Raw genomic sequence first — 23,827 nt, forward strand, 5'->3', positions numbered from 1 at the left:
CCACGCTGGAAGCCGGAGGAACGGGAGGTGATCGGTCGTGGGCAGCGGCAGCGATATCCGGGTGCGCAGGGTGTACGACCCGCCGGAGGACGACGACGGCACCCGCGTGCTGGTCGACCGGCTCTGGCCGCGCGGGATCTCCAAGGAGGACGCCGCGGTCGACCTGTGGGCCAAGGACGTGACCCCTTCGAAGGAACTCCGCACCTGGTACCACGACGACCGCTCCGGCACCCGGTACGACGACTTCGTGGACCGCTATCGCACCGAGCTCGGCGACCCCGCGCACACCGAAGCCGTCGCGGAGCTGCTCGCCCTGCTGCGCCGGGGCGGCGCCGTCACCCTCGTCACGGCCGTGAAGGACGTCCCGACCAGCCATGTCCCGGTCCTCGTCGGCCATCTGGAGCAGGCCCTCGATCACCGCTGACCGCCTCACCGGGCACAGAGGTCGAGGGCACAGGCGTACGGCTCTGAGACACTGGGCGCGATGAACGAGACAGCGACCCTGAGAGCCCGTGCCGAGATCGACCTCGCCGCGCTGCGCGCCAATGTGCGCGCCCTGCGCGCGCGGGCGTCAGGGGCACAGCTCATGGCCGTGGTGAAGTCCGACGCGTACGGGCACGGAGCGGTGCCCTGCGCCAGGGCCGCGCTGGAGGCCGGCGCGGCCTGGCTGGGCACCGCCACCCCGCAGGAGGCGCTGGCGCTGCGGGAGGCCGGGCTCGGCGGCCGGGTGATGTGCTGGCTGTGGACGCCGGGCGGCCCCTGGCGCGAGGCGGTCGAAGCCGACATCGATGTCTCGGTGAGCGGGATGTGGGCGCTGGACGAGGTCGTCGCCGCCGCCACGGAGGCCGGGGTTCCGGCCCGGGTCCAGCTCAAGGCGGACACGGGCCTGGGACGTAACGGCTGCCAGCCCGCGGACTGGCCGGAGCTCGTCTCGGCCGCCCGCGCCGCCGAGGAGGCGGGCATCCTGCGCGTCACCGGTCTGTGGTCGCACTTCGCCTGTGCGGACGAGCCCGGCCACCCGTCGATCGCGGCGCAGCTGAACGTCTTCCGCGACATGGTGGCGTACGCGGAGAAGGAGGGCGTCCGGCCCGAGGTGCGGCACATCGCCAACTCCCCGGCGACGCTCACGGTGCCCGAGTCCCACTTCGATCTCGTCCGCACGGGGATCGCGATGTACGGCATTTCGCCCAGCCCCGAGCTGGGGACCCCGGCCGACTTCGGGCTGCGGCCCGTCATGACGCTCGTCGCCTCCGTCGCGCTGGTCAAGCAGGTGCCCCCGGGCCACGGCATCAGTTACGGGCACCACTACACGACCCCCGCCGAGACGACGCTCGCGCTGGTGCCGGTCGGCTACGCGGACGGCATCCCGCGCCATGCCTCGGGCCGGGGGCCCGTGCTCGTCGGAGGCGCCGTCCGCAGGATCGCCGGCCGGGTCGCGATGGACCAGTTCGTGGTCGACCTGGGGGGCGACCCCCTGGAGGCGGGCGCGGAGGCGGTGCTGTTCGGGCCGGGGGACCGGGGCGAGCCGGGCGCGGAGGACTGGGCGGAGGCGGCGGACACGATCGCGTACGAGATCGTCACCCGCATCGGCTCACGCGTCCCCCGCGTCCATCTCCACGAGGACTCCGCCCGGGACTGAGACCGCGGCCCCAGCGATCCGGCCAGGATCATGGGCCGACGGGTCCGACAACAACGACGACCGAGACGACTAAGGAGCGCGGCACGGTGAGCGAGACCAGCGCGGAGGACGTGATGGCGACGGCGGCCGTCGCGGCGGCCGGCTGGCGCCGGGCGGGCTTCGCCGGGGCGGCGATAGGCGTCATCGCCGCGGGCGCGGCCGCGGGCGTCGCCGTCGAGCGGCTCACGGTGGGCCGGAGCATCCGCAAGAAGGCCCGCCTCGCACTGGACGCCTCCGGTCCGTACGGCTCGCTGCGCGGACTGCCCGGCGGGGCAGTCGCTGACGACGACACCCAGCTGTACTACGAGGTCGACGAGATCGAACCGGACGGCGTCACGAGCCGGGCGGGCGGCGGCTCCGGTGCACGTACCCCCGCGGGCTCCGGACCTCGTCGGCGTCGGCTCTTCGGCAGCAAGGACCCCGCGCCCCTGACCGTCGTCTTCAGCCACGGCTACTGCCTCGGCCAGGACTCCTGGCACTTTCAGCGGGCGGCGCTGCGCGGCCTGGTACGCGCGGTTTACTGGGACCAGCGCAGCCACGGCCGCTCCGAGCGCGGCAAGGCGCAGGCCGAGGGCGTACCGGTGGGCATCGACCAGCTCGGCCGCGACCTCAAGGCGGTCATCGACGCGGCGGCTCCCGAGGGACCGCTGGTACTGGTCGGGCACTCCATGGGCGGTATGACGATGATGGCGCTCGCCGACCGGTATCCGGAGCTGATCCGCGACCGGGTGGCCGCGGTCGCGTTCGTCGGGACGTCGAGCGGCAAGCTCGGCGAGGTGAACTTCGGGCTGCCGGTGGCCGGCGTGAACGCGGTGCGCCGGGTGCTGCCCGGGGTGCTGAAGGCGCTCGGCTCACAGGCGGAGCTGGTGGAGCGCGGTCGGCGGGCGACCGCCGACCTGTTCGCGGGGCTGATCAAGCGGTATTCGTTCGGATCGAGGGACGTGGACCCGGCGGTCGCGCGGTTCGCGGAGCGGCTCATCGAGTCGACCCCGATCGATGTGGTCGCGGAGTTCTACCCGGCGTTCACCGAGCACGACAAGAGCGGGGCGCTGCCCGTCTTCCGCGGGCTTCCGGTGCTGATCCTGGCCGGCGACAAGGATCTCGTGACGCCCAGTCCGCACAGCGAGGCCATCGCGGACGAGCTTCCGGACGCGGAGCTGGTCATCGTGCCGGACGCCGGTCATCTGGTGATGCTGGAGCACCCGGAGACGGTGACCGACCGGCTCGCGGACCTGCTGGTACGGATCGGAGCGGTTCCGGCCCAGGCACGCTGATCCTCTACCGTTGGTCGGCATGGAAGCAGCGCACAACGGCCCGGTGACCGGCACCGCCGCACCGGGCACCGTCACCCTGGACGTCGCCGTCGAGTCCCCCGAAGAGATGAAGGAACTGGGCCGCCGGATCGCCGGTGTGCTGGCCCCTGGCGACCTGGTGATGCTCACCGGTGAGCTCGGCGCGGGCAAGACGACCCTGACCCGCGGCCTCGGCGAAGGCCTCGAAGTGCGCGGTGCCGTCACCTCGCCGACCTTCGTGATCGCCCGGGTCCATCCGCCGCTGGGCGAGGGCCCGGCCCTGGTCCACGTCGACGCGTACCGCCTGGGCGGCGGCCTCGAGGAGATGGAGGACCTGGACCTCGACGTGTCGCTGCCCGAGTCGGTGGTCGTCGTGGAGTGGGGTGACGGCAAGGTCGAGGAGCTGTCGGAGGACCGGCTGCGGGTGGTGATCGACCGCGCGGTCGGCGACACGGACGACGAGCGCCGCACGGTGACGCTGGTGGGGATCGGCGCGCGCTGGGCGGGGCTGGGCGCGGAGCTGGCGGCGCGCTGAGAGCGGCCTCACCCGTGCGCGTCGGAACTGCCTCACCGATGACTTCCCCACCGTCCTTGCCGACGCTTTCCGACAAGCCGTCGGTAACATGTTGCGCGGCGGAGGTCCGTCGTGGTCACATGGGTACAGGGATGGGTTAGGCGTACCTAACCCACCCCTGGACGAAGCCCGAGGAGGCAGCATGCCTACACCCGAGCGTGAAACGCAGCCGCAGTCGTCGCAGGCGGAGCCGCCGTCGGCGTCCGCGGTGCCGATGAAGGACCTGCTGGCCTCCTGCGCGGCCGCGACGGCGGTGTCGACACCGCCCCGCGACGAGCGGGCCGATGACGCGCCCGGCGACGAGGACGACCCCGAGGTGCGGCCCGCCGCGAACCGCGACGCCGCGTGACCCGTGCGGCACCAGCCGTGATCACGGGACGACGACGACCTTCACGCCGACCGTGGCGAAGGTCCAGAGCGCGTTGCCGTCGGCCCGCTTCATCCGCACCCCGCCGGTCCTGATCGTGGGGTCGGGGCGCTTCATGGAGTCGTCCTGCGCGGCACTGAAGCCCACGGACACGTCGTCGACGTTCGCGAAGCGCACCACGTGTTCGATCATGACGCCGTCCGAGCCCTTGATGATGCCGGAGCGCGAGGTCACCGCGTACACGCCGGGCGGCGGGTTCACGGCGCTCGGCATGACGGCGAACGTCCGGAGAGCCTTCTCCTTGTCGTCCACGATCCACACCCGGCGGTCCTTGGGTGCGTACACGACGCGGGCCCCCGTGTCGGAGTCCACCGGGATCGCGAGCGGATCCTTCGTGGGCTCGGGCGCGGGCTTCGCGGAGGGGGAGGCCGTCGTGCCGGACGCCTCCGCCGAGGGTGCGGCGACCGATTCGGGCGCGTTCGCCGACGCCTGGTAGGCGAGGAAGCAGACCGCGGCCACCGCCGCGGCGGTGAGCCCGGCCACGATTCCCGAGCTGCCCCTTGCCATCGTGAGGTCCCCTTTCACATGGCGTCCGTCCCGTGCCGTACAAACATTTATGTCGCATATGTCGTACGCGCGTATACCCGGCGACGGTACCAGCAGCGGAGGGGCGGGCCGGGACGCTGCACGGGCTGCCGTGGCCGAGTCGGCGGAGCCGTAGGCTGTTCGTGTGCTGCTGCTCGCCATGGATACCGCCACCCCCGCCGTCACCGTCGCCCTTCACGACGGGATCTCCGTCGTCGCCGAGACCGGCCAGGTCGATGCCCGGAGGCACGGGGAGCTGCTGCTGCCCGCCGTCGACCGGGTCCTCGCCGAGGCCGGGGTGAAGCTCGACGCCGTGACCGACGTGGCGGTCGGGGTCGGCCCCGGCCCGTACACCGGGCTGCGTGTCGGCCTGGTCACCGCGGCGGCCTTCGGCTCCGCCCTCTCCGTGCCGGTGCACGGGGTGTGCACGCTCGACGCCCTCGCGTACGCCGCCGGCCGGGACGGCCTCGAAGGCCCGTTCGCCGTCGCGACCGACGCGCGCCGCAAGGAGGTCTACTGGGCGCGGTACGAGGACTTCCGTAACCGGGACGGTGAACCCGCCGTCGACCGGCCCGCCGACATCGCGGAGCGGCTCGCCGGACTGCCCGTCGCCGGTGCGGGCGCGCTGCTCTATCCCGAGGCCTTCCCTGACGCCCGCGGCCCCGAACACGTCTCCGCCGGCACGCTCGCCGCCCTGGCCGCCGGACGGCTGGCCACCGGAGCCGCGCTGCTGCCGCCGCAGCCGCTCTATCTGCGCAGGCCCGACGCCCAGGTCCCGAAGAACTACAAGGTGGTCACCCCCAAGTGACCGCCGCGACCGCTGTGCTCCGCGAGATGCGCTGGTGGGACATCGCACCGGTGCTGGAGCTGGAACACGAGCTGTTCCCGGAGGACGCCTGGTCGGCCGGCATGTTCTGGTCCGAACTGGCCCGCGCCCGCGGGCCCCGGGCCACCCACCGCTACGTCGTCGCCGAGGACCCTGCCGACGGTCGGATCGTCGGCTACGCGGGCCTCGCCTCGGCCGGCGACCTCGCCGACGTCCAGACGATCGCGGTCAGCCGCGGCCAGTGGGGCGGCGGCCTCGGCTCCGAACTCCTGACCGACCTGCTCCGGCACGCCACCGCCTTCGAGTGCACCGCCGTGCTCCTGGAGGTCCGTGTCGACAACACCCGCGCGCAGAAGCTCTACGAACGCTTCGGCTTCGAACCCATCGGCTTCCGCCGGGGTTACTACCAGCCGGGGAACATCGACGCACTCGTCATGCGCCTGACCGTACAAGGAACAGAGACAGACTGATGGCTGACGAACCGCTCGTACTCGGTATCGAGACCTCCTGCGACGAGACCGGCGTCGGCATCGTGCGCGGGACGACGCTCCTCGCCGACGCCGTCGCGTCCAGCGTCGACACACACGCCCGCTTCGGCGGTGTCGTCCCGGAGATCGCCTCCCGCGCCCACCTGGAGTCGATGGTCCCCACCATCGAGCGTGCCCTGAAGGACGCCGGGATCAGCGCCCGAGACCTCGACGGCATCGCGGTCACGGCCGGCCCCGGCCTCGCCGGGGCGCTACTTGTCGGCGTATCGGCCGCCAAGGCGTACGCGTACGCGCTGAACAAGCCGCTCTACGGGGTGAACCACCTGGCTTCGCACATCTGTGTCGACCAGCTGGAGCACGGCCCGCTGCCCGAGCCGACGATGGCCCTTTTGGTGAGCGGTGGGCACTCCTCGCTGCTGCTGGCCCCCGACATCACGAACGACGTACGGCCGCTCGGCGCGACCATCGACGACGCGGCGGGCGAGGCCTTCGACAAGATCGCCCGGGTGCTGGACCTCGGATTCCCCGGCGGCCCGGTCATCGACCGGCTGGCGAAGGAGGGGAACCCGAGGGCGATCGCGTTCCCGCGCGGGCTGAGCGGCTCGCGCGATCCCGCGTACGACTTCTCCTTCTCCGGCCTCAAGACGTCCGTGGCGCGCTGGATCGAGGCGAAGCGCGCGGCCGGTGAGGACGTCCCCGTACGGGACGTGGCGGCGTCCTTCCAGGAGGCCGTGGTGGACGTCCTCACCCGCAAGGCCGTCCGGGCCTGCAAGGACGAGGGCGTCGACCACCTGATGATCGGGGGCGGCGTCGCGGCCAACTCGCGGCTGCGGGCGCTCGCCGAGGAGCGGTGCGAGAAGGCGGGCATCCGGCTGCGGGTCCCCAGGCCGGGACTGTGCACGGACAACGGGGCCATGGTGGCCGCGCTCGGCGCGGAGATGGTGGCGCGCAACCGCCCGGTCTCCGACCTGGACCTCTCGGCGGACTCCTCGCTGCCGGTCACGGAGACCCATGTGCCGGGTGCTCATGCGCACGGCCACGACCATGTGCACGAGATCAGCAAGGACAACCTCTACTCATGACCGTAGCCCTGATGTGGGAAGCCCGTGCCGCCGAGGGCCGGGGCACTGAGCTGCTGGAGTGGGCCCGGTCCCGGACGGCCGGACTGGCCCGGGAGCCGCTGCGCAGCGAGCTGCTGCGCGCCCCGCAGGACCGGGTGCTCGTGCTGACCTGGTGGGAGGCGGCATACGACGAGGAGCTGCCCGAGCTGCCGGAGCCGGAGGCCGGACTGATCAGCCGCCCGGTGCACCGGTGGCGCTTCGAATCCCTCGGTCCCGCGGACGGCTGAGCGGGGTCAGGCCGGCCGCGGAGAAATTCTGCGGAAGATTTTCTCCGGATGTGTCGATCCGGGTTCCGTCCGTTCGACGCAAGGGTGAGAGGCGGGGAACAGCCCTGCCGCCCGACACCGAGGAGATTTCATGCCCCGCTACCTGACCATGGTCCGGATCGACGAGCAGAACGCCCCCGCCGAGGGCCCCAGCCCCGAGCTGATGGAGCGGATGGGCGCGCTCATCGAGGAGATGACCAGGGCCGGCGTCCTGCTGGACAACGTGGGCCTCGCCCCGACCTCCGAAGGGACCAGGGTCACCTGGTCCGACGGCGAGTTCACCTTCACGGACGGGCCGTTCACCGAGACCAAGGAAGTCATCGGCGGCTACGCCCTCATCCAGGCCAAGGACAAGGCCGAGATCCTGGAGTGGACCAAGCGGTTCCTCAGCGTCCACGAGCCGCACTGGACGATCACCTCCGAGATCCGCGAGATCGTCCAGGGCTGACGGGCCCCGGCCGGAGGGGGCGGCCGACCTTGCCGCCCCCTCCCCGGCCTGCTCTGATGACTGCTCGTGACAACAGCGAGCAGCGCGGTGGAAGCCGTGTACCGGATCGAGTCGGCCCGCATCATCGCCGGGACCACGCGGATCGTGCGGGACGTGGGCATCGCCGAGGAACTGGCGCAGGACGCCCTGGTCGCGGCCCTGGAGCAGTGGCCGCGGACCGGTGTACCCGAGCGGCCCGGCGCCTGGCTCATGACCACGGCCAAGCGGCGCGCGATCGACCTGGTACGCCGCAAGGAGACCTACGCCCGCAAGCTGGCGGAGGCCGGGCGGAGCCTGGAGGACGTGCCCCCGCCGGAGCCGGCGGACCCGGACGCCATCGACGACGACGTGCTCCGGCTGATCTTCACCTCGTGCCATCCGGTGCTCTCCACCGAAGCCCGCGTCGCCCTCACCCTGCGGCTGATCGGCGGCCTGAGCACGGACGAGATCGCCCGGGCCTTCCTGGCGACCGAATCCGCCGTCGCCCAGCGCGTCGTCCGTGCCAAACGTGCCCTCGGACGGGCGAACGTGCCCTTCGAGGTGCCACGCGGCGCCGAGCGGGCCGACCGGCTCGGCTCGGTGCTGGAGGTCGTCTACCTCGTCTTCAACGAGGGGTACGCGGCGACCGCCGGCGACGACTGGCTGCGCCCGGCGCTCTGTGAGGACGCGCTGCGTCTGGCCCGGCTGCTGGCGGGGCTGATGGACCGGGAGCCGGAGGTCCACGGCCTGGCCGCCCTCCTGGAACTCCAGGCCTCCCGCATCCGCGCGAGGACCGGGCCGGACGGCACGCCGCTCCTGCTGGAGGAGCAGAACCGCGCCCGCTGGGACCAGCTGCTGATCAGGCGCGGCTTCGCGGCCCTGGAGCGGGCGTACGCGCCGGGAGCCGCCCCGGGCCCGTACACGCTGCAGGCGGCGATCGCCGCCTGCCATGCCCGCGCCGTGCGGTACGCGGACACGGACTGGCGGACCATCGCCTCGCTGTACGGCCGGCTGGCGAAGGCGGCTCCGTCGCCGGTGGTCGAGCTGAACCGTGCGGTGGCCGTCTCCATGGCCGAGGGCCCGGCCGCCGGTCTCGCCCTGACGGACGCCCTGGCGCGGGACCCGGCGCTGGCCGGCTACCACCTGCTGCCGAGTGTGCGGGGCGACCTGCTGGAGCGGCTGGGGCGGGGCGGGGAGGCGCGCGCCGCGTTCGTACGCGCGGCGGAGCTGACGCGTAACGCACGGGAACGGGAGCTGCTGCTCACCCGTGCGCACCGCGTGTCCCGATGAGTTCCGACGCCCGGGGCGGTCTACCTTTCACAGCGTCCTGAGACGCACCGGACCACCTGAGGGAGAGAGACCATGCAGAAGATCAAGCCCTGTCTCTGGTTCGACGACCAGGCCCAGGAGGCCGCCGAATTTTACGTCTCGGTCTTCGGCGGTGACTCCCGCATCGTGAACACCACCTACTGGACCGAGGGGTCGCCCAACGCGGGCTCGGTGCTGACCGTCGACTTCCGGCTCGCGGGCCAGGAGTACATGGGTCTCAACGGAGGCCCGGAGTTCACGTTCTCCGAGGCCGTCTCCCTCTCCGTCGACTGCGAGTCGCAGGACGAGGTGGACCGGCTCTGGGACGCGCTCACCGAGGGCGGCGAGGAGAGCATGTGCGGGTGGCTGAAGGACAGGTACGGAATGTCCTGGCAGATCGTCCCGCGGGTGCTGCCCGAGCTGCTCGACGGCCCCGACCCTGCCCGGGCCGACCGGGTGATGAAGGCGATGATGGGGATGCGGAAGCTGGACGTCAAGGCCCTCCAGGACGCCTGAGCGGGTCGCCCGGGCCCCTCGGCGCACGCCGTGCGGGGGCAGGGGAACGGGCGCACCCTGGAAGCAGGAATCCCCGGGAGGTGACCGACATGATGGAGACGACCGTCGGATGGCACATCGAGCTGGAATTCGAGGAGGACACCCACCGGACCCGTGCGGCCGCGATGGTGCGGCTGAGTGACGGGACCGAGGTGCGGGCCCACGGGTACGCCAGCCGCCACCCCTCCGACGCGGAGCAGCCGAGAGTCGGCGAGGAGATCGCCGGCGCCCGGGCACTCAACGAGCTGGCGATGAAGCTGCTCACCAAGGCGCACGACGAGATCGACGAGGCATCGGGCCGGACGTCGTACCCGCTGACCTGAGGCCACGGGCCGTACGACCGCAGGAGGGTGGCGAGCGCGCACTCGGTATTGTCTGGGCCATGCCCAGCCGTTCACCGCTCCCGCCGCCGCCTCCGCCCGTGGAGATACGTACGTGGCCCGACCGCGACGCCCTGCTGAGGGACCGGGCGCTGATCCTCGGCGAGCTGGTGAAGATGTTCATCGGCCCTGCAAGGCTCGTAATCCTGTGGCTGTGGGCCGGGATCGCCGCGCTCGGCTGGTCCTTGGCAGGATCGGCGTTCCTCATGTTCGAGGACGCCTACGACGCGCTCGGCGTGATCCCGGGGGTCATCTGTCTCGCCGTCGGCGCCGCCCTGCTGATCCCGGCGGTCGTCCTCATGACCGTCGGCGTGGCCAGGGACCTGCGGGTCCACCGGCTCCTCGTCGAGTGGGGCGCGCTGGACCGCGACCCGGTGGGCGACCTGCCCCTGCGCAGGCCACGGGTGAGCCTCGCCTGGCTGCTGCTGTCGTTCACACTCTGCGTGACGGGCCTCTTCTGCTGCGTGGCGGTCCCGGCGACCGCCAGGGCGGGCCAGGAGACGTACGGGCTGGTGGCGTGGCTGATGGGGCTCGGATTTCTCGCCTGGCTGACCGGACTGACCGGCCTCGTCAAGGCGTTCGCCCACCGCCGCTGGGTGCTGCGGGTGCTCGTCGGGACACCGGGGGACCCGCTGGTCAGGGTGCACGGCTGATCAGCTGCGCTTCACCGGCTGCCCGATCAGCATCGTCGGGGCTCCGGCCACCCGGGTCAGGAAGACGGTGGCGGCGTGCGGTCCCTGGAGCTTCATCCTCCGGCGCAGCTCTTCCGGTTCGACCGCGGACCCGCGTTTCTTGACGGTCAGCACGCCGACGTGACGCTCCCTCAGGAGAGCTTTCAGCTTCTTCATGTTGAAGGGCAGCTGATCGGTGATCTCGTACGAGGCCGTGGCGTCGGATGCGTACGGCGCATCGCTCGTGACGTACGCGATCGTCTCGTCGATCAGCCTGCCCTCGCAGCGCTCCACGACGCGGGCCACCAGATGCGCGCGGATCACGGCGCCGTCCGGCTCGTGGAGATACCGGCCCACGGGACCGACCGGCGGGGCTGGGAGCGGGCCCTCGGAGGCCAGGGTCGTGCGGGACGGCAGCAGCGTGGCCCGGAAGACGCCGGGGGTGAAGCTCTCGCCGAACCAGAGCACGGCTTCCTTCACGTCGCCGCCGTCCGAGATCCACTCCGCCTCCGCCCGCGGCTCGATCGCCTCGTGGGGGACGCCGGGCGCGATCTTCAGTGCGGCCCGGGGGGCCTTCAGCGCCGCCTGGGCCGCCCAGGAGAGCGGCGGTGAGTAGGCCTCGGGGTCGAAGATCCTGCCCCGCCCGCCGCGGCGCGCCGGGTCGACGAAGACCGCGTCGAACGGCGAGGTGTCGATCTCCGTGACATCGGCGCACCGCACCTCGACCAGGTCCTGGAGGCCGAGTGCCTCGGCGTTGGCGCGGGCGACCTGAGCGGTGAGCGGATCGCGGTCCACGGCCAGGACCGAGATGCCCGCCCGGGCCAGGGCGATCGCGTCGCCGCCGATGCCGCAGCACAGGTCGGCCACGCTGCGTACGCCGAGCTCCGCGAACCGGCCGGCGCGGTAGCCGGCGACCGAGGTGCGGGTCGCCTGCTCCACGCCGTCCGGGGTGAAGAACATGCGGTACGCGTCCGCCGCCCCGAACTTCGCGACCGCGCGCTGCCGCAGCCGCGCCTGGCCGAGCGCCGCCGACACGAGGGCGGCGGGGTGCGTGCGGCGCAGCCGGGTCGCGGTTGCCAGCTCCCGGGCGGGGTCGTGGTCGCGCAGCTCGTCCAGGAGCGCCGCGCCCTCCGGGGTACGCAGGGCGGAGAAGGCGGCGAGAGGGTCGGCCGGGTCGGCCTGATCGGCAGGGGGAAGGGCGTTCACGGGTCCATTGTGAGCCAGCCGGGGGACCCGGCGGGCCCGCCGGAGGTGTCGCGGGAGGCGGCCGGTGCCCCGGTGGCAGGATGCGGCGCCATGCAGCTAGTACGACAAAAAGAAAAATCCGCCACGAACCGCCGCAGGGCGGTCTGTGCGGTCCTGGTGGCCCTGCTGGCCGGAGCCGCCGCGTCCGGGTGTGCCGACGGCACGGACGACGGCGCCGGGATGTGGCGGGGGCCGACCCCCGGTCAGCAGGGGTCCGCCGGGCAGCCGGTGGCCGCAGTCCCTCCGGCGGGCCCCGCCGTGGCCGCTGTCAGGGCCGAGCGGCTGGAGCGGGAGCAGGCGGCCCGCGTTGCCGCCGCGAGGAAGTGGGGTCTGGCGAAGGCCCCGCTCCCCGCCCCGTCGCCGCCCGCCGTGAGGCCCCGCATCACCACCCGCGAGGGGTTCGAGGTGGAGGGCGGGGAGTCGCTGCCGCCGGTCTTCACCACCGTGCCCACCAAGAAGCGGATCGTCTTCCTGACGATGGACGACGGGGCGGAGAAGGACCCTGAACTGCTGCGGATGATGACGGAGCTGAAGATCCCGTACAGCGCCTTCCTCAGTGACTACGTGGTGAGTGACGACTACGGCTACTTCAAGGACATGCAGGCCCGGGGCGTCACGCTCAGCAATCACACGCTGAACCACCGCTATCTTCCAGGGCTTTCGGCGGCCGAGCAGCGACGGGAGATCTGCGGCGAGCAGAACAGGATCGAGAAGTACTTCGGGAAGCGGCCCACTCTCTTCAGGCCGCCGTACGGCAACTACAACGGCGACACCCTGCGCGTCGCCAAGTCCTGCGGCATCAAGGCGGTGCCCCTGTGGGCCGCCGAGGCGTTCCCCGACCACATGGAGTGGCGCGAGCGGGACCAGGACCTGCACCCGGGCGACATCATCCTCACCCACTTCCGGGGGCGCGAGGACTGGGAGGGTTCCATGGCCGACATGATCCGCCGCGTCATGAAGACGGTCACGGACAAGGGGTACGCCGTGGCCAGGCTGGAGGACTACGTGTGAGCGGATGCGGTCGGCGCGCGCCCGACTCGCTTCGCCGGAACGACGCGGCGGTCTCCCGCGTTGTCCGCGCGTGCGCCGGTCCCACGACGCCACGCGAGGGTGGTGAATTGGCACTCCGCTTGACCGAGTGCTAATCGCGGCCATAGTCTCAGTGCTGGCACTCCCCCAGGGAGAGTGCCAGCACAACTGCGCGACAGGGCAGGTCCGGCACCCGCGACGACGGATCGGTTCGGTCGCCATCCCACAGACTGTTAAACCCCGTGAGATCTCCGAAGGGGGAGACCGGATCGTGTCGACCACCAGCTCCAAGGTTGCGATCAAGCCGCTCGAGGACCGCATTGTGGTCCAGCCGCTCGACGCCGAGCAGACCACGGCTTCCGGCCTGGTCATTCCGGACACCGCCAAGGAGAAGCCCCAGGAGGGCGTCGTCCTGGCCGTGGGCCCGGGCCGCTTCGAGAACGGCGAGCGGCTTCCGCTCGACGTCAAGACCGGCGATGTCGTTCTGTACAGCAAGTACGGCGGCACCGAGGTGAAGTACAACGGCGAGGAGTACCTCGTCCTCTCGGCGCGCGACGTTCTCGCGATCGTCGAGAAGTAATTCACCCACGTTTGCTTCTGTTCTGCGCCCCTGGCCCCCTGCGAAATAACTAGCCGGGTGGCGAGGGGCGCAGTTCGTTTGAGAGGACAGCTCAGCCCATGGCGAAGATCCTGAAGTTCGACGAGGACGCCCGTCGCGCCCTTGAGCGCGGCGTCAACAAGCTTGCCGACACGGTGAAGGTGACGATCGGCCCGAAGGGCCGCAACGTCGTCATCGACAAGAAGTTCGGTGCTCCCACCATCACCAACGACGGTGTCACCATCGCGCGCGAGGTCGAGCTCGACGACCCGTACGAGAACCTCGGTGCCCAGCTGGTGAAGGAGGTGGCGACCAAGACCAACGACGTAGCGGGTGACGGCACCACCACCGCCACCGTGCTCGCCCAGGCCCTCGTCCGCGAAGGCCTGCGCAACGTAGCCGCGGGCGCGTCCCCGGCCGCCCTGAAGAAGGGCATCGACGCCGCCGTGAAGGCCGTGTCCGAGGAGCTCCTCGCGACCGCGCGCCCGATCGACGACAAGGCCGACATCGCCGCCGTGGCCGCGCTCTCCGCGCAGGACCCGCAGGTCGGCGAGCTCATCGCGGACGCGATGGACAAGGTCGGCAAGGACGGTGTCATCACCGTCGAGGAGTCCAACACCTTCGGTCTGGACCTCGAGTTCACCGAGGGCATGGCCTTCGACAAGGGTTACCTGTCCCCGTACATGGTGACCGACCAGGAGCGTATGGAGGCCGTCCTCGACGACCCGTACATCCTGATCCACCAGGGCAAGATCGGCTCCATCCAGGAGCTGCTCCCGCTGCTGGAGAAGGTCATCCAGGCCGGCGCCTCCAAGCCGCTCCTGATCATCGCCGAGGACGTCGAGGGCGAGGCGCTCTCCACCCTCGTCGTCAACAAGATCCGTGGCACCTTCAACGCCGTCGCGGTGAAGGCCCCGGGCTTCGGCGACCGCCGCAAGGCCATGCTCGGCGACATCGCCACCCTCACCGGCGCGACCGTCATCGCCGAGGAGGTCGGCCTCAAGCTCGACCAGGCCGGTCTGGACGTGCTGGGCACGGCCCGCCGTGTCACCGTCTCCAAGGACGACACGACCATCGTCGACGGCGGCGGCGACTCCGCCGACGTCAAGGGCCGGGTCAACCAGATCAAGGCCGAGATCGAGTCCACGGACTCCGACTGGGACCGCGAGAAGCTCCAGGAGCGCCTCGCGAAGCTGGCCGGCGGCGTGTGCGTGATCCGTGTCGGTGCCGCCACCGAGGTGGAGCTCAAGGAGAAGAAGCACCGTCTGGAGGACGCCATCTCCGCGACCCGCGCCGCGGTCGAGGAGGGCATCGTCTCCGGTGGTGGCTCCGCTCTGGTCCACGCCGTCAAGGTCCTCGAGGGCAACCTCGACAAGACCGGCGACGAGGCCACGGGTGTCGCGGTCGTGCGCCGCGCCGCCGTCGAGCCGCTCCGTTGGATCGCGGAGAACGCGGGCCTCGAGGGCTACGTCATCACCTCGAAGGTCTCCGAGCTCGACAAGGGTCAGGGCTTCAACGCCTCGACCGGTGAGTACGGCGACCTGGTGAAGGCCGGCGTCATCGACCCGGTCAAGGTCACCCGCTCCGCCCTGGAGAACGCCGCGTCCATCGCGTCGCTGCTGCTCACGACCGAGACCCTGGTCGTCGAGAAGCCGGCCGAGGAAGAGGCCGACGCCGGTCACGGCGGCCACGGCCACTCGCACTAGTACGGCTCCGTACGCCGCCGAGGCCCGGTACCCCCGTCGCGGGGGCACCGGGCCTCGGTGTTTTCGCCGTACTCCGTCTCCAACCGTCTACTGCGGGCCGTACGTCCGGCCCGCGCGGGAAGTGACTCCTCCGAGGAGGCTGCGGGGCGTCAGTTTCACCAGGCCCATCAGGGTCTTGTAGCGCGGGTCCGGGATCGACACCGACCTGCCCCGTGCCAGGTCCGTCAGGGCCGCGGCCACCAGCTTGTCCGCGTCGAGCCACATCCAGTCCGGGATGTTGCCCGTCCCCATCCCGGCCCGCTCGTGGAACTCGGTCCGTACGAACCCGGGGCACAGCGCCATCAGCCGCACCCCCGAACCCGCCAGGTCCTTCGCCGCGCCCTGGGTGAACTGCACGACCCACGCCTTCGACGCCCCGTACGTCCCCCGCGGCAGGAAGGCCGCGACGGAGGCCACATTGACCACTCCTCCGCGGCCGCGCTCCCGCATCGACCCCGCCGCAGCCGAGGTCAGTCGCAGGACCGCCTCGCAGTGGACCTTCAGCATCGTCAGTTCATCGGCCATCGGGACATCCGGAAAACGACCCTTGTTGCCGAAGCCGGCATTGTTGACCAGCAGGTCGACAGGGCTCACCCGGTCCGTCAACCGTGCGGCGACCGCCTCGATCCCGGCGTCCGTGGACAGGTCGGCCGTCAGCACCTCGGCCTCGATGCCGTGCCCGTCGTGCAGCTCCGTGGCCTGGGCCCGCAGCCGCTCCGTGTCCCGGGCCACCAGCACCAGATTGTGCCCGTCACCCGCGAGCCGCCGTGCGAAGGCGGCCCCGATCCCCGCCGTCGCGCCCGTAATCAGTGCAGTCGTCATAGGCGGCACGTTAGTGCCCCGCGCGCACGGCGGCCGACCCGCCTTCTCTGCTGGCCGGGCCGTTGCCCGCCGCTCCCTCAGGATGCGGTCGGGGCACCGTGCTTCGCCAGGTACGCCCGCGCCGCGCGCAGGGTCTCCGCGTGCAGCGCGTCACCGGCGTCGAGCAGGCGGGGCAGCAACTCCCGCTCCGTGGTCGTCGCCCGGAACTCCAGGGCGGCGGTGATCCCGTGGCCGGGCACGTGCACCACCTCGACGGGGTCACCGGAACGGACCGTTCCCGGTTCGATCACCCGCAGATACGCGCCCGTGGCCCCCTCGCGGGTGAACCGCTTCACCCAGCCCCGCTCGCCGAGGTGGCCCGCGAACGTACGACACGGAATGCGGCCCGACGTCACCTCCAGGACCAGCTCGTCGCCGATCCGCCAGCGCTCCCCGATCCGTGCGTGACTCACCGTGAGGCCGAGGGTCGTCAGGTTCTCGCCGAACGCGCCGTTGGGCAGGGGCCGGCCGAGCTGCTCCTCCCAGCGGTCGAGCTCCTCCCGGGCGTACGCGTACACCGCCTGGTCCGAGCCGCCGTGGTGCCGGAGGTCGCACACCGCGTCACCGGCGAGACCGCTGCCGCCGCTGCCCTTGGGGCCGGGGTCGGCCACGCGTACGGGGCCGTCGGCCGGCTGCTTGCCGATTCCGGTGAGGCTGTCGGCCGCGTCGGAGTGCGCGGAGACCGTCGGGCGGCCGAGATTCACGGTGAGTACCTTCATAGCGGGACAGGCTAACCGCGAATTCCTCAAAGCCGCTCTTGATTATTAGACCGATGGTGCAAGAGTCACTTATGGTCGAGGGGTGATCGAAGCCCGTCATCTCCGTGTCCTGCGCGCCGTGGCCACCACCGGCTCGTTCTCCGCCGCCGCGCGGGAACTGGGCTGCACCCAGCCTGCCGTCAGCCAGCAGATGAAGGCCCTGGAGGGCTCCGCGGGCACGCCGTTGCTGATCCGTACGGGGCGCGAGATGCGCCTCACCCAGGCGGGAGAGGCGCTGGTTCGCCATGCGTCCGGCATCCTCGCGGGGCTGACCGCCGCGGAGGAGGAAGTCGCCGCCATCGCCGGGCTGCGGGCCGGCCGGGTCCGGCTCGTGTCGTTCCCGAGCGGGAGCTCCACCCTGGTCCCCGGCGCCCTCGCCGCACTGCGCGCCGCGCACCCCGGCACCCAGGTCTCGCTCGTCGAGGCCGAGCCGCCGCGTTCGGTGGAGATGCTGCGCGACGGGGACTGCGACATCGCCCTGGCCTTCCGTTACGGGAACGTCGGCGGCGAGTGGGACGACCTGGTCGTGCGTCCGCTGCTCACGGACCGGCTGGTCGGCCTGGTCCCGGAGGGTCACCGGCTGGCGGGGGCGGACGCGGTGGCCATCGGGGAGCTGGCCGACGAGCCGTGGATCGCCGGCTGCCCGCGCTGCAGGCGCCAGCTGGTGGAGGTCTGCGAGGAGTCCGGCTTCACCCCTCGCATCGATTTCGCCACGGACGACTACCCGGCGGTGATCGGGCTCGTCGGGGCGGGCCTCGGCGTCGCTGTCCTGCCCGAGCTGGCCCTCGAATCCGTACGGCCCAAAGGGACACGCACCGTGACGGTGGAGCCGGCCGTGGAACGGGAGATCGTCGCCCTCACGCTGCCCGACCTCGCCCGGGTGCCGGCGGTGGCGGCGACCCTGGAGCAGCTGTCCCTGGCAGCCGCACGCTGACCGGTCGCGGCACAGCCCGGCCCCGTCCGCCGTGTCCGGCGCCAGGTCCGACGGCGGATCACCGGATGTGAGGAAACGTTTCTGCGTTCGATGGGCGGTGCGAAGCCTCAGGTGTGACCGGCCTCCGGCTCCGGCCCCGGGTGGGTGGAGATCAGGCGGTTGCGGGCGCGGCCCATGAGTTCCTCGCGCTCGTCCTCGGTCAGGCCGCCCCACACGCCGTACGGCTCCCGTACCGCGAGCGCGTGCGCCGCGCACTCGGCGCGCACCGGGCAGCGCATGCAGACCTCCTTCGCCGAGGTCTCACGAGCACTCCGGGCTGCTCCGCGTTCCCCCTCGGGATGGAAGAACAGTGAACTGTCGACCCCGCGGCAGGCGGCCAGCAGCTGCCAGTCCCACAGGTCCGCGTTGGGTCCGGGAAGGCGGGAGAAATCTGCCATTGCGTGTCCCCTCGAAACCTTGCTGGTTCGGAAACGGCATCCTCGACCGTCGGTGCTCATCGGTGACCGGCGTCTCGACCGTACATCTACGGTGTTAGTAGATGTAAATATTACTGATTGTGAATCTAGCCTCAGATGCCAGCAAAAGGGAAGAAAACCCGCTAAATGGGGCAGGCTGCTGTGTGGGGATTCGGTTGACGGGTGAATGACCCCGTGTCGCTCTTCTGTGTGAGCGCCCCCTCACTTAGAGTGCCGAACCGGATGCTTTGGCCCGTAACTCTTTCGAGTGACCGTCGTTGTTGAGGGGGAGGCGGTTGACGGAGAGCGAGCTCGGGCAGATGTCCGAGGGGGTCAACCGCACAGGTGACGACTTGTATCAGCCTGGAGGCTCAAGGTGACGCGCATCAGCTGCGGAGGACGGTCATGACATCCGTCCTCGTCTGCGACGACTCCCCGCTCGCCCGAGAAGCGCTCCGCCGCGCGGTTGCGACCGTGCCCGGCGTCGAGCGTGTGACGACTGCGGCCAACGGTGAGGAAGTGCTCCGCCGCTGGGGGGCCGACCGTTCGGATCTGATTCTGATGGACGTACGCATGCCCGGGCTGGGGGGTGTGGAGACGGTCCGGCGGCTGCTCTCGGCGGACCCCGGGGCCAGGATCATCATGCTGACCGTCGCCGAGGACCTGGACGGCGTCGCGCTCGCGGTCGCCGCCGGTGCCCGCGGCTATCTGCACAAGGACGCCTCGCGTGCCGAGCTGCGCGCGACTGTGACCCAGGCTCTCGCCGATCCGACGTGGCGGCTCGCCCCGCGCCGGCTGCGGTCCGCCGAGATGGGCGCGGCGCCGACACTCACCGCGCGGGAGATCCAGGTGCTCGAAGGCATGAGTCACGGCCGCTCCAACGCGGAGATCGGGCGCGAGCTGTTCCTCTCCGAGGACACGGTGAAGACGCACGCGCGGCGCCTGTTCAAGAAGCTCGGGGCCTCGGACCGTGCGCACGCCGTCGCGCTCGGATTCCGCTGGGGACTGGTCCGCTGAAATCGCGGTACGGCCGGTAGCCGTGCGTTCCCGTCCGCATGGCGGCGGACGGGGCGACGGTGGCGGTGGCTCTGCGGCCGGGCCCCCACCAGCGCTATGTGACGCTTCCTGGCCGATGCCGCATCCTTGGGGTTGTGGAGTTCCTCGAGGAACATTCGGTCGAGCGGAAGGGGAGGGCGCAGGACATGACATCCGGCGCACCCGCTCACAATGCCGGCGACGCACGAGCCGGCGCACACACCGGCGGTACCGACGCGCCCGCCGACCGTTCCGACGCGCCCGCCGATAACGCTTCGGTGCACAACCCTGGACGCGATGATTCGGATCGGACGGCCCCAAGGCACCATGGTCCGATGCGCGAGGACGGGACGACGGTGATCGGTGCTCTGGTGCACCGTGCCGTCGACGGTGACGCGCGGGCCACCCATGATCTGCTGGCCCATGTCCACCCCCTCGCGCTGCGCTACTGCAGGTCCCGGTTGAACCGGCTGCCCGGTGACGCCCGTCACTTCGTGGAGGACCTCGCGCAGGAGGTCTGTGTCGCGGTGCTGATGGCGCTGCCTCGCTACAAGGACACCGGCAGGCCCTTCGAAGCCTTCGTCTTCGCCATCGCGGGCCACAAGGTCGCCGACCTCCAGCGCGCCGCCATGCGGCACCCCGGGTCGACGGCCGTGCCCTCCGACGAGATGCCGGAGCGGCCCGACGACTCACTCGGGCCCGAGGAGCGGGCGCTGCTCAGCAGCGACGCGGCCTGGGCCAAGAAGCTTCTCGCCAATCTGCCGGAGAACCAGCGCGAGCTGTTGGTCCTCCGGGTCGCGGTCGGGCTGACCGCTGAGGAGACCGGGCAGATGCTCGGAATGTCCCCGGGCGCCGTCCGGGTCGCCCAGCACCGTGCGCTGAGCAGACTACGAGCCCTCGCGGGCCAGTGAAGAGCAGTTCCTGAAGGCTCTTGAGGTGTGGAGGAAGCCACAGAACCGTCAAGTGATCTTGATCGTGGAATGAGACACCCCGCGAGGCCGTTAGCATGGACATCCGCACCGATCAAGGCCATTTGGGGAAGGTGTCATGACTGCAAACGTCGACGGAGTGCCCGAGAAATTCGCGACGCTCGGGCTGACATACGACGACGTGCTGCTGCTGCCCGGCGCGTCCGACATGGCGCCCGATCAGATCGATACCTCCTCGTACATCTCGAAGAACGTGCGGGTGAACATCCCGCTGCTCTCGGCTGCGATGGACAAGGTCACCGAGGCGCGCATGGCGATCGCCATGGCCCGGCAGGGTGGCGCGGGTGTCCTGCACCGCAATCTCTCCATCGCCGACCAGGCCAACCAGGTCGACCTGGTGAAGCGCTCCGAGTCCGGCATGGTCACCGACCCGATCACGGTGCACCCGGACGCGACCCTGCGCGAGGCGGACGAGCTCTGCGCGAAGTTCCGCATCAGCGGTGTGCCGGTGACCGACTCGGCGGGCAAGCTGCTCGGCATCGTCACCAACCGCGACATGGCCTTCGAGTCGGACCGCGGCCGCCAGGTGCGCGAGGTCATGACACCGATGCCGCTGGTCACGGGCAAGGTGGGCATCTCCGGCGTGGACGCCATGGAGCTGCTGCGCCGCCACAAGATCGAGAAGCTTCCGCTGGTCGACGACGCCGGGGTCCTCAAGGGCCTGATCACCGTCAAGGACTTCGTCAAGGCCGAGAAGTACCCGAACGCCGCCAAGGACAAGGAAGGCCGGCTGCTCGTCGGCGCCGCCGTCGGTGTCGCCGGGGACGCGTTCGAGCGCGCTCAGGCGCTGGCCGAGGCCGGTGTCGACTTCATCGTCGTCGACACGGCGCACGGTCACTCCCGCCTCGTCGGCGACATGGTCGCCAAGATCAAGTCGAACGCCTCCGGGATCGACGTCATCGGCGGCAACATCGCCACCCGTGACGGCGCCCAGGCACTCATCGACTCGGGCGTGGACGGCATCAAGGTCGGCGTCGGCCCCGGCTCCATCTGCACCACCCGCGTGGTCGCCGGCATCGGTGTCCCGCAGGTCACGGCCATCTACGAGGCCTCGGTCGCCGCGAAGGCGGCCGGTGTGCCGGTCATCGGCGACGGCGGCCTGCAGTATTCCGGCGACATCGCCAAGGCCCTCGTGGCCGGCGCGGACACCGTGATGCTCGGTTCGCTGCTGGCGGGCTGCGAGGAGTCCCCGGGCGAGCTGATGTTCATCAACGGCAAGCAGTTCAAGTCGTACCGCGGCATGGGTTCGCTCGCCGCCATGCAGACCCGCGGCGACCAGCGGTCGTACTCCAAGGACCGTTATTTCCAGGAGGGCGTCGCCTCCGACGAGAAGCTGGTTCCCGAGGGCATCGAGGGCCAGGTTCCCTACCGTGGCCCGCTGTCCGCGGTGGTCCACCAGCTCACCGGCGGTCTGCGCCAGTCGATGTTCTACGTCGGCGGCCGGACGGTTCCGGAGCTCCAGGACAACGGTCGCTTCGTCCGGATCACCTCGGCGGGTCTCAAGGAGAGCCACCCGCACGACATCCAGATGACGGTCGAAGCGCCGAACTACAGCAGGAAGTAACACATAGACGCAGGTGAGGGGCGGACCGGGGTTCCCGGGACCGCCCCTCATGTGTGTGTCGGGGATACTGGTCAGCGCAGACGTAGAGGAAAGGCCACATCATCGTGACTGAGATCGAGATCGGGCGCGGCAAGCGCGGTCGGCGGGCATACGCGTTCGACGACATCGCTGTCGTGCCGAGCCGGCGTACCCGCGACCCGAAGGAGGTCTCGATCGCCTGGCAGATCGACGCCTACCGTTTCGAGCTGCCCTTCCTGGCCGCCCCCATGGACTCGGTGGTCTCCCCGCAGACTGCCATCCGCATCGGCGAGCTGGGCGGCCTCGGTGTCCTCAACCTCGAGGGGCTGTGGACCCGCCACGAGGACCCGCAGTCGCTTCTCGACGAGATCGCCGAGATGCCCGTCGAGGCCGCCACCCCGCGGCTCCAGGAGATCTACTCCGCCCCCATCCAGGAGGAGCTGATCGGCCGGCGCATCAAGGAGGTCCGCGACTCCGGTGTCGTGACCGCCGCCGCGCTGTCGCCGCAGCGCACCGCGCAGTTCTCCAAGGCCGTCGTCGACGCGGGCGTGGACATCTTCGTCATCCGCGGTACGACGGTCTCCGCCGAGCACGTCTCCAGCGCTGCCGAGCCGCTCAACCTGAAGCAGTTCATCTACGAGCTGGACGTCCCGGTCATCGTCGGCGGCTGCGCCACGTACACCGCCGCCCTCCACCTGATGCGCACCGGCGCGGCCGGTGTTCTGGTCGGCTTCGGCGGCGGCGCCGCGCACACCACGCGCAACGTCTTCGGCATCCAGGTCCCGATGGCGACCGCGGTCGCCGATGTGGCCGGGGCCCGCCGTGACTACATGGACGAGTCCGGTGGCCGGTACGTGCACGTCATCGCGGACGGCGGCGTCGGCTGGTCCGGCGACATCCCCAAGGCGGTCGCCTGTGGCGCGGACGCCGTGATGATGGGCTCGCCGCTGGCCCGCGCCACGGACGCGCCGGGCCGTGGCCGGCACTGGGGCATGGAGGCTGTCCACGAGGACGTGCCGCGCGGCAAGCTGGTCGACCTGGGTTCCGTCGGCACGACCGAGGAGGTCCTGACCGGTCCCTCGCACAGCCCCGACGGCTCGATGAACATCTTCGGCGCGCTGCGCCGGGCGATGGCCACCACGGGCTACAGCGACCTCAAGGAGTTCCAGCGGGTCGAGGTGACGGTGGCGGACTCGCAGCACCGCCGCTGATTCCCCGCGCGGCACGCACGACGGCCCGGACCGCAGGAAGTGGTCCGGGCCGTCGTGCGTGTGCAGTGAGGTGTCAGCCGGCGCGCTTGGCGCCACCGAAGGCGGCCACCGGACCCAGGAGGAGAAAGAGGTACGTCATGAAGCCGGCCGCCCCCTTCCAGAGGTCGAAGACGTCACCGAAGTGGTCGAAGAAGATCTCGGAGAAGCCGACGCCGTTGGCCTCCGCGAGGATCATCGACATGCCGACGAGCTGGCCGAGAAGAACGGCGGCCAGGGAGAAGACGACACTGGCACCGAGGACGGCGGGGTTGCCGCCGCCGACCTTGCTCCCGGCGAAGCCGACCAGGAAGCCGACACCGACGGCCGCGTAGCCGACCTCACGCTCGATGGACCCGGCGAGGACGCCGTAGAGGACGGCGGCCACGATCGCGGCACCCAGGGCGGCCAGCACGCCGAGCCCGACCTTGTTGCCGGCTGCCTGCGGGGCGGGCGGGAACGGGCCGCCGAACTGGTTGGGCTGCTGACCCGCGAACGGGTTGCCGGGCTGAGCGGGCTGCTGACCCTGCTGACCCGCGAACGGGTTGCCCGTCGGCGCGCCGGGCTGCTGACCCGCGTAGGGGTTGCCGGGCTGAGCGGGCTGCTGCGCCGCATACGGGTTGCCGGGCGCCGCATACGGGTTGCCGTCAGCGGGATAACCGCCGTAGGGCTGCTGCGGTGGGTTCGGCGGCTGTACGGGCTGGCTCATGAGCGGTTCCCCCTGGGACGTACGCACAGGTGCGCGAGAAGTGACGCCGCAGGCTAGCAGTCC

At 71.1% G+C, this 23,827-nt stretch carries 28 protein-coding genes; 22 read left to right on the forward strand and 6 right to left on the reverse strand.

Annotated features, from left to right (window positions below):
- Window positions 1-37 precede the first annotated feature (37 nt).
- From ACWD04_RS26155 to ACWD04_RS26175, 5 genes are all read left to right on the forward strand, one after another.
- On the forward strand, window positions 38-424 hold the full coding sequence (locus ACWD04_RS26155) for a DUF488 domain-containing protein (protein WP_451135851.1): 387 nt from the start codon (window positions 38-40) through the stop codon (window positions 422-424).
- Window positions 425-484: 60 nt separating this feature from the next.
- Window positions 485-1,639, forward strand: coding sequence for an alanine racemase (gene alr / locus ACWD04_RS26160; protein ID WP_451135853.1), 1,155 nt, complete (start codon window positions 485-487; stop codon window positions 1,637-1,639).
- A gap of 86 nt (window positions 1,640-1,725) precedes the next feature.
- On the forward strand, window positions 1,726-2,952 hold the full coding sequence (locus ACWD04_RS26165) for an alpha/beta fold hydrolase (RefSeq protein ID WP_451135855.1): 1,227 nt from the start codon (window positions 1,726-1,728) through the stop codon (window positions 2,950-2,952).
- Between the two features lie 19 nt (window positions 2,953-2,971).
- Window positions 2,972-3,505: a tRNA (adenosine(37)-N6)-threonylcarbamoyltransferase complex ATPase subunit type 1 TsaE gene (tsaE, locus tag ACWD04_RS26170; RefSeq protein WP_451135857.1), complete on the forward strand. Its 534-nt coding sequence runs from the start codon at window positions 2,972-2,974 to the stop codon at window positions 3,503-3,505.
- Window positions 3,506-3,686: 181 nt separating this feature from the next.
- Window positions 3,687-3,893, forward strand: coding sequence for a hypothetical protein (locus ACWD04_RS26175; RefSeq protein ID WP_451135859.1), 207 nt, complete (start codon window positions 3,687-3,689; stop codon window positions 3,891-3,893).
- Window positions 3,894-3,914: 21 nt separating this feature from the next.
- On the opposite strand, the gene ACWD04_RS26180 is transcribed toward ACWD04_RS26175, so the two are convergent.
- Window positions 3,915-4,478 carry a hypothetical protein gene (locus tag ACWD04_RS26180; protein ID WP_451135861.1) on the reverse strand — a complete coding sequence of 188 codons (564 nt, stop codon included), beginning with the start codon at window positions 4,476-4,478 and terminating at the stop codon, window positions 3,915-3,917.
- Between the two features lie 178 nt (window positions 4,479-4,656).
- Between ACWD04_RS26180 and tsaB the strand changes: the two genes are divergently transcribed.
- From tsaB to ACWD04_RS26225, 9 genes are all read left to right on the forward strand, one after another.
- On the forward strand, window positions 4,657-5,304 hold the full coding sequence (gene tsaB, locus ACWD04_RS26185; protein WP_451135970.1) for a tRNA (adenosine(37)-N6)-threonylcarbamoyltransferase complex dimerization subunit type 1 TsaB: 648 nt from the start codon (window positions 4,657-4,659) through the stop codon (window positions 5,302-5,304).
- On the forward strand, window positions 5,301-5,792 hold the full coding sequence (rimI, locus tag ACWD04_RS26190) for a ribosomal protein S18-alanine N-acetyltransferase (protein ID WP_451135863.1): 492 nt from the start codon (window positions 5,301-5,303) through the stop codon (window positions 5,790-5,792). Before tsaB ends, rimI begins: the two co-directional genes overlap by 4 nt.
- On the forward strand, window positions 5,792-6,892 hold the full coding sequence (tsaD, locus tag ACWD04_RS26195; protein WP_451135865.1) for a tRNA (adenosine(37)-N6)-threonylcarbamoyltransferase complex transferase subunit TsaD: 1,101 nt from the start codon (window positions 5,792-5,794) through the stop codon (window positions 6,890-6,892). The genes rimI and tsaD overlap by 1 nt, the downstream gene beginning before the upstream one ends.
- On the forward strand, window positions 6,889-7,158 hold the full coding sequence (locus tag ACWD04_RS26200) for a hypothetical protein (protein ID WP_451135867.1): 270 nt from the start codon (window positions 6,889-6,891) through the stop codon (window positions 7,156-7,158). The genes tsaD and ACWD04_RS26200 overlap by 4 nt, the downstream gene beginning before the upstream one ends.
- Before the next feature lie 130 nt (window positions 7,159-7,288).
- Window positions 7,289-7,645, forward strand: a complete 357-nt coding sequence (locus ACWD04_RS26205; protein WP_451135869.1) for a YciI family protein — start codon at window positions 7,289-7,291, stop codon at window positions 7,643-7,645.
- A gap of 66 nt (window positions 7,646-7,711) precedes the next feature.
- A complete protein-coding gene (locus tag ACWD04_RS26210) occupies window positions 7,712-8,953 on the forward strand; it encodes an RNA polymerase sigma factor (protein WP_451135871.1) in 1,242 nt (413 codons plus the stop codon).
- 72 nt (window positions 8,954-9,025) lie between these two features.
- Window positions 9,026-9,487 (forward strand): VOC family protein, encoded by a 462-nt coding sequence (locus tag ACWD04_RS26215; RefSeq protein WP_451135873.1) that lies wholly within the window; start codon window positions 9,026-9,028, stop codon window positions 9,485-9,487.
- A gap of 89 nt (window positions 9,488-9,576) precedes the next feature.
- The gene (locus ACWD04_RS26220; protein ID WP_104791830.1) at window positions 9,577-9,849 is read left to right on the forward strand and encodes a DUF1876 domain-containing protein; all 273 of its coding nucleotides are present in this window, start codon (window positions 9,577-9,579) and stop codon (window positions 9,847-9,849) included.
- Window positions 9,850-9,908: 59 nt separating this feature from the next.
- Entirely contained in the window at window positions 9,909-10,559 is a 651-nt protein-coding gene (locus ACWD04_RS26225; RefSeq protein ID WP_451135876.1) for a hypothetical protein, read from the forward strand.
- On the opposite strand, the gene ACWD04_RS26230 is transcribed toward ACWD04_RS26225, so the two are convergent.
- Window positions 10,560-11,783: a THUMP-like domain-containing protein gene (locus ACWD04_RS26230; protein WP_451135878.1), complete on the reverse strand. Its 1,224-nt coding sequence runs from the start codon at window positions 11,781-11,783 to the stop codon at window positions 10,560-10,562.
- 90 nt (window positions 11,784-11,873) lie between these two features.
- On the opposite strand from ACWD04_RS26230, the gene ACWD04_RS26235 reads away from it, so the two are divergent.
- The 3 genes from ACWD04_RS26235 to groL all read left to right on the forward strand — a co-directional run bounded on the left by ACWD04_RS26235 (window position 11,874) and on the right by groL (window position 15,155).
- Window positions 11,874-12,833 carry a polysaccharide deacetylase family protein gene (locus tag ACWD04_RS26235; RefSeq protein WP_451135880.1) on the forward strand — a complete coding sequence of 320 codons (960 nt, stop codon included), beginning with the start codon at window positions 11,874-11,876 and terminating at the stop codon, window positions 12,831-12,833.
- A 289-nt stretch (window positions 12,834-13,122) separates the two neighbouring features.
- Window positions 13,123-13,431, forward strand: coding sequence for a co-chaperone GroES (gene groES, locus ACWD04_RS26240; RefSeq protein WP_003966899.1), 309 nt, complete (start codon window positions 13,123-13,125; stop codon window positions 13,429-13,431).
- A gap of 98 nt (window positions 13,432-13,529) precedes the next feature.
- A complete protein-coding gene (gene groL / locus ACWD04_RS26245) occupies window positions 13,530-15,155 on the forward strand; it encodes a chaperonin GroEL (protein ID WP_451135882.1) in 1,626 nt (541 codons plus the stop codon).
- 87 nt (window positions 15,156-15,242) lie between these two features.
- Here the strand turns inward: groL and ACWD04_RS26250 are convergent, their stop codons facing one another.
- Together ACWD04_RS26250 and ACWD04_RS26255 are read right to left on the reverse strand one after the other, a co-directional pair.
- Window positions 15,243-16,016, reverse strand: coding sequence for an SDR family NAD(P)-dependent oxidoreductase (locus tag ACWD04_RS26250; protein ID WP_451135884.1), 774 nt, complete (start codon window positions 16,014-16,016; stop codon window positions 15,243-15,245).
- A gap of 77 nt (window positions 16,017-16,093) precedes the next feature.
- Window positions 16,094-16,774, reverse strand: a complete 681-nt coding sequence (locus ACWD04_RS26255) for an MOSC domain-containing protein (RefSeq protein ID WP_451135886.1) — start codon at window positions 16,772-16,774, stop codon at window positions 16,094-16,096.
- Window positions 16,775-16,856: 82 nt separating this feature from the next.
- On the opposite strand from ACWD04_RS26255, the gene ACWD04_RS26260 reads away from it, so the two are divergent.
- The gene (locus ACWD04_RS26260) at window positions 16,857-17,747 is read left to right on the forward strand and encodes a LysR family transcriptional regulator (protein ID WP_451135888.1); all 891 of its coding nucleotides are present in this window, start codon (window positions 16,857-16,859) and stop codon (window positions 17,745-17,747) included.
- A gap of 107 nt (window positions 17,748-17,854) precedes the next feature.
- Here the strand turns inward: ACWD04_RS26260 and ACWD04_RS26265 are convergent, their stop codons facing one another.
- Window positions 17,855-18,184, reverse strand: coding sequence for a WhiB family transcriptional regulator (locus ACWD04_RS26265; protein WP_451135890.1), 330 nt, complete (start codon window positions 18,182-18,184; stop codon window positions 17,855-17,857).
- Window positions 18,185-18,607: 423 nt separating this feature from the next.
- Between ACWD04_RS26265 and ACWD04_RS26270 the strand changes: the two genes are divergently transcribed.
- The 4 genes from ACWD04_RS26270 (at window position 18,608) to ACWD04_RS26285 (ending at window position 23,019) form a co-directional block, all read left to right on the forward strand.
- The gene (locus ACWD04_RS26270) at window positions 18,608-19,219 is read left to right on the forward strand and encodes a response regulator transcription factor (protein ID WP_003948568.1); all 612 of its coding nucleotides are present in this window, start codon (window positions 18,608-18,610) and stop codon (window positions 19,217-19,219) included.
- A gap of 353 nt (window positions 19,220-19,572) precedes the next feature.
- Window positions 19,573-20,148, forward strand: coding sequence for a sigma-70 family RNA polymerase sigma factor (locus tag ACWD04_RS26275; protein WP_451135892.1), 576 nt, complete (start codon window positions 19,573-19,575; stop codon window positions 20,146-20,148).
- A gap of 136 nt (window positions 20,149-20,284) precedes the next feature.
- Complete coding sequence (gene guaB, locus ACWD04_RS26280; protein WP_451135894.1) at window positions 20,285-21,790, forward strand: IMP dehydrogenase; 1,506 nt, start codon at window positions 20,285-20,287, stop codon at window positions 21,788-21,790.
- 104 nt (window positions 21,791-21,894) lie between these two features.
- Entirely contained in the window at window positions 21,895-23,019 is a 1,125-nt protein-coding gene (locus ACWD04_RS26285) for a GuaB3 family IMP dehydrogenase-related protein (RefSeq protein WP_359469626.1), read from the forward strand.
- Between the two features lie 73 nt (window positions 23,020-23,092).
- Here the strand turns inward: ACWD04_RS26285 and ACWD04_RS26290 are convergent, their stop codons facing one another.
- On the reverse strand, window positions 23,093-23,764 hold the full coding sequence (locus ACWD04_RS26290; RefSeq protein ID WP_451135896.1) for a hypothetical protein: 672 nt from the start codon (window positions 23,762-23,764) through the stop codon (window positions 23,093-23,095).
- Window positions 23,765-23,827 lie beyond the last annotated feature (63 nt).

The organism is Streptomyces sp. NPDC002911 (genome assembly GCF_053591835.1).

Bases quoted from the DNA above. Each gene is read 5' to 3' on its own strand.
- alr (WP_451135853.1), top strand. From the start codon at position 485: ATGAACGAGACAGCGACCCTGAGAGCCCGTGCCGAGATCGACCTCGCC.
- tsaE (WP_451135857.1), top strand. From the start codon at position 2,972: ATGGAAGCAGCGCACAACGGCCCGGTGACCGGCACCGCCGCACCGGGC.
- ACWD04_RS26175 (WP_451135859.1), top strand. From the start codon at position 3,687: ATGCCTACACCCGAGCGTGAAACGCAGCCGCAGTCGTCGCAGGCGGAG.
- ACWD04_RS26180 (WP_451135861.1), bottom strand. From the start codon at position 4,478: ATGGCAAGGGGCAGCTCGGGAATCGTGGCCGGGCTCACCGCCGCGGCG.
- tsaB (WP_451135970.1), top strand. From the start codon at position 4,657: ATGGATACCGCCACCCCCGCCGTCACCGTCGCCCTTCACGACGGGATC.
- tsaD (WP_451135865.1), top strand. From the start codon at position 5,792: ATGGCTGACGAACCGCTCGTACTCGGTATCGAGACCTCCTGCGACGAG.
- ACWD04_RS26200 (WP_451135867.1), top strand. From the start codon at position 6,889: ATGACCGTAGCCCTGATGTGGGAAGCCCGTGCCGCCGAGGGCCGGGGC.
- ACWD04_RS26205 (WP_451135869.1), top strand. From the start codon at position 7,289: ATGCCCCGCTACCTGACCATGGTCCGGATCGACGAGCAGAACGCCCCC.
- ACWD04_RS26215 (WP_451135873.1), top strand. From the start codon at position 9,026: ATGCAGAAGATCAAGCCCTGTCTCTGGTTCGACGACCAGGCCCAGGAG.
- ACWD04_RS26220 (WP_104791830.1), top strand. From the start codon at position 9,577: ATGATGGAGACGACCGTCGGATGGCACATCGAGCTGGAATTCGAGGAG.
- ACWD04_RS26225 (WP_451135876.1), top strand. From the start codon at position 9,909: ATGCCCAGCCGTTCACCGCTCCCGCCGCCGCCTCCGCCCGTGGAGATA.
- ACWD04_RS26235 (WP_451135880.1), top strand. From the start codon at position 11,874: ATGCAGCTAGTACGACAAAAAGAAAAATCCGCCACGAACCGCCGCAGG.
- groL (WP_451135882.1), top strand. From the start codon at position 13,530: ATGGCGAAGATCCTGAAGTTCGACGAGGACGCCCGTCGCGCCCTTGAG.
- ACWD04_RS26250 (WP_451135884.1), bottom strand. From the start codon at position 16,016: ATGACGACTGCACTGATTACGGGCGCGACGGCGGGGATCGGGGCCGCC.
- ACWD04_RS26255 (WP_451135886.1), bottom strand. From the start codon at position 16,774: ATGAAGGTACTCACCGTGAATCTCGGCCGCCCGACGGTCTCCGCGCAC.
- ACWD04_RS26265 (WP_451135890.1), bottom strand. From the start codon at position 18,184: ATGGCAGATTTCTCCCGCCTTCCCGGACCCAACGCGGACCTGTGGGAC.
- ACWD04_RS26270 (WP_003948568.1), top strand. From the start codon at position 18,608: ATGACATCCGTCCTCGTCTGCGACGACTCCCCGCTCGCCCGAGAAGCG.
- ACWD04_RS26275 (WP_451135892.1), top strand. From the start codon at position 19,573: ATGCGCGAGGACGGGACGACGGTGATCGGTGCTCTGGTGCACCGTGCC.
- guaB (WP_451135894.1), top strand. From the start codon at position 20,285: ATGACTGCAAACGTCGACGGAGTGCCCGAGAAATTCGCGACGCTCGGG.
- ACWD04_RS26290 (WP_451135896.1), bottom strand. From the start codon at position 23,764: ATGAGCCAGCCCGTACAGCCGCCGAACCCACCGCAGCAGCCCTACGGC.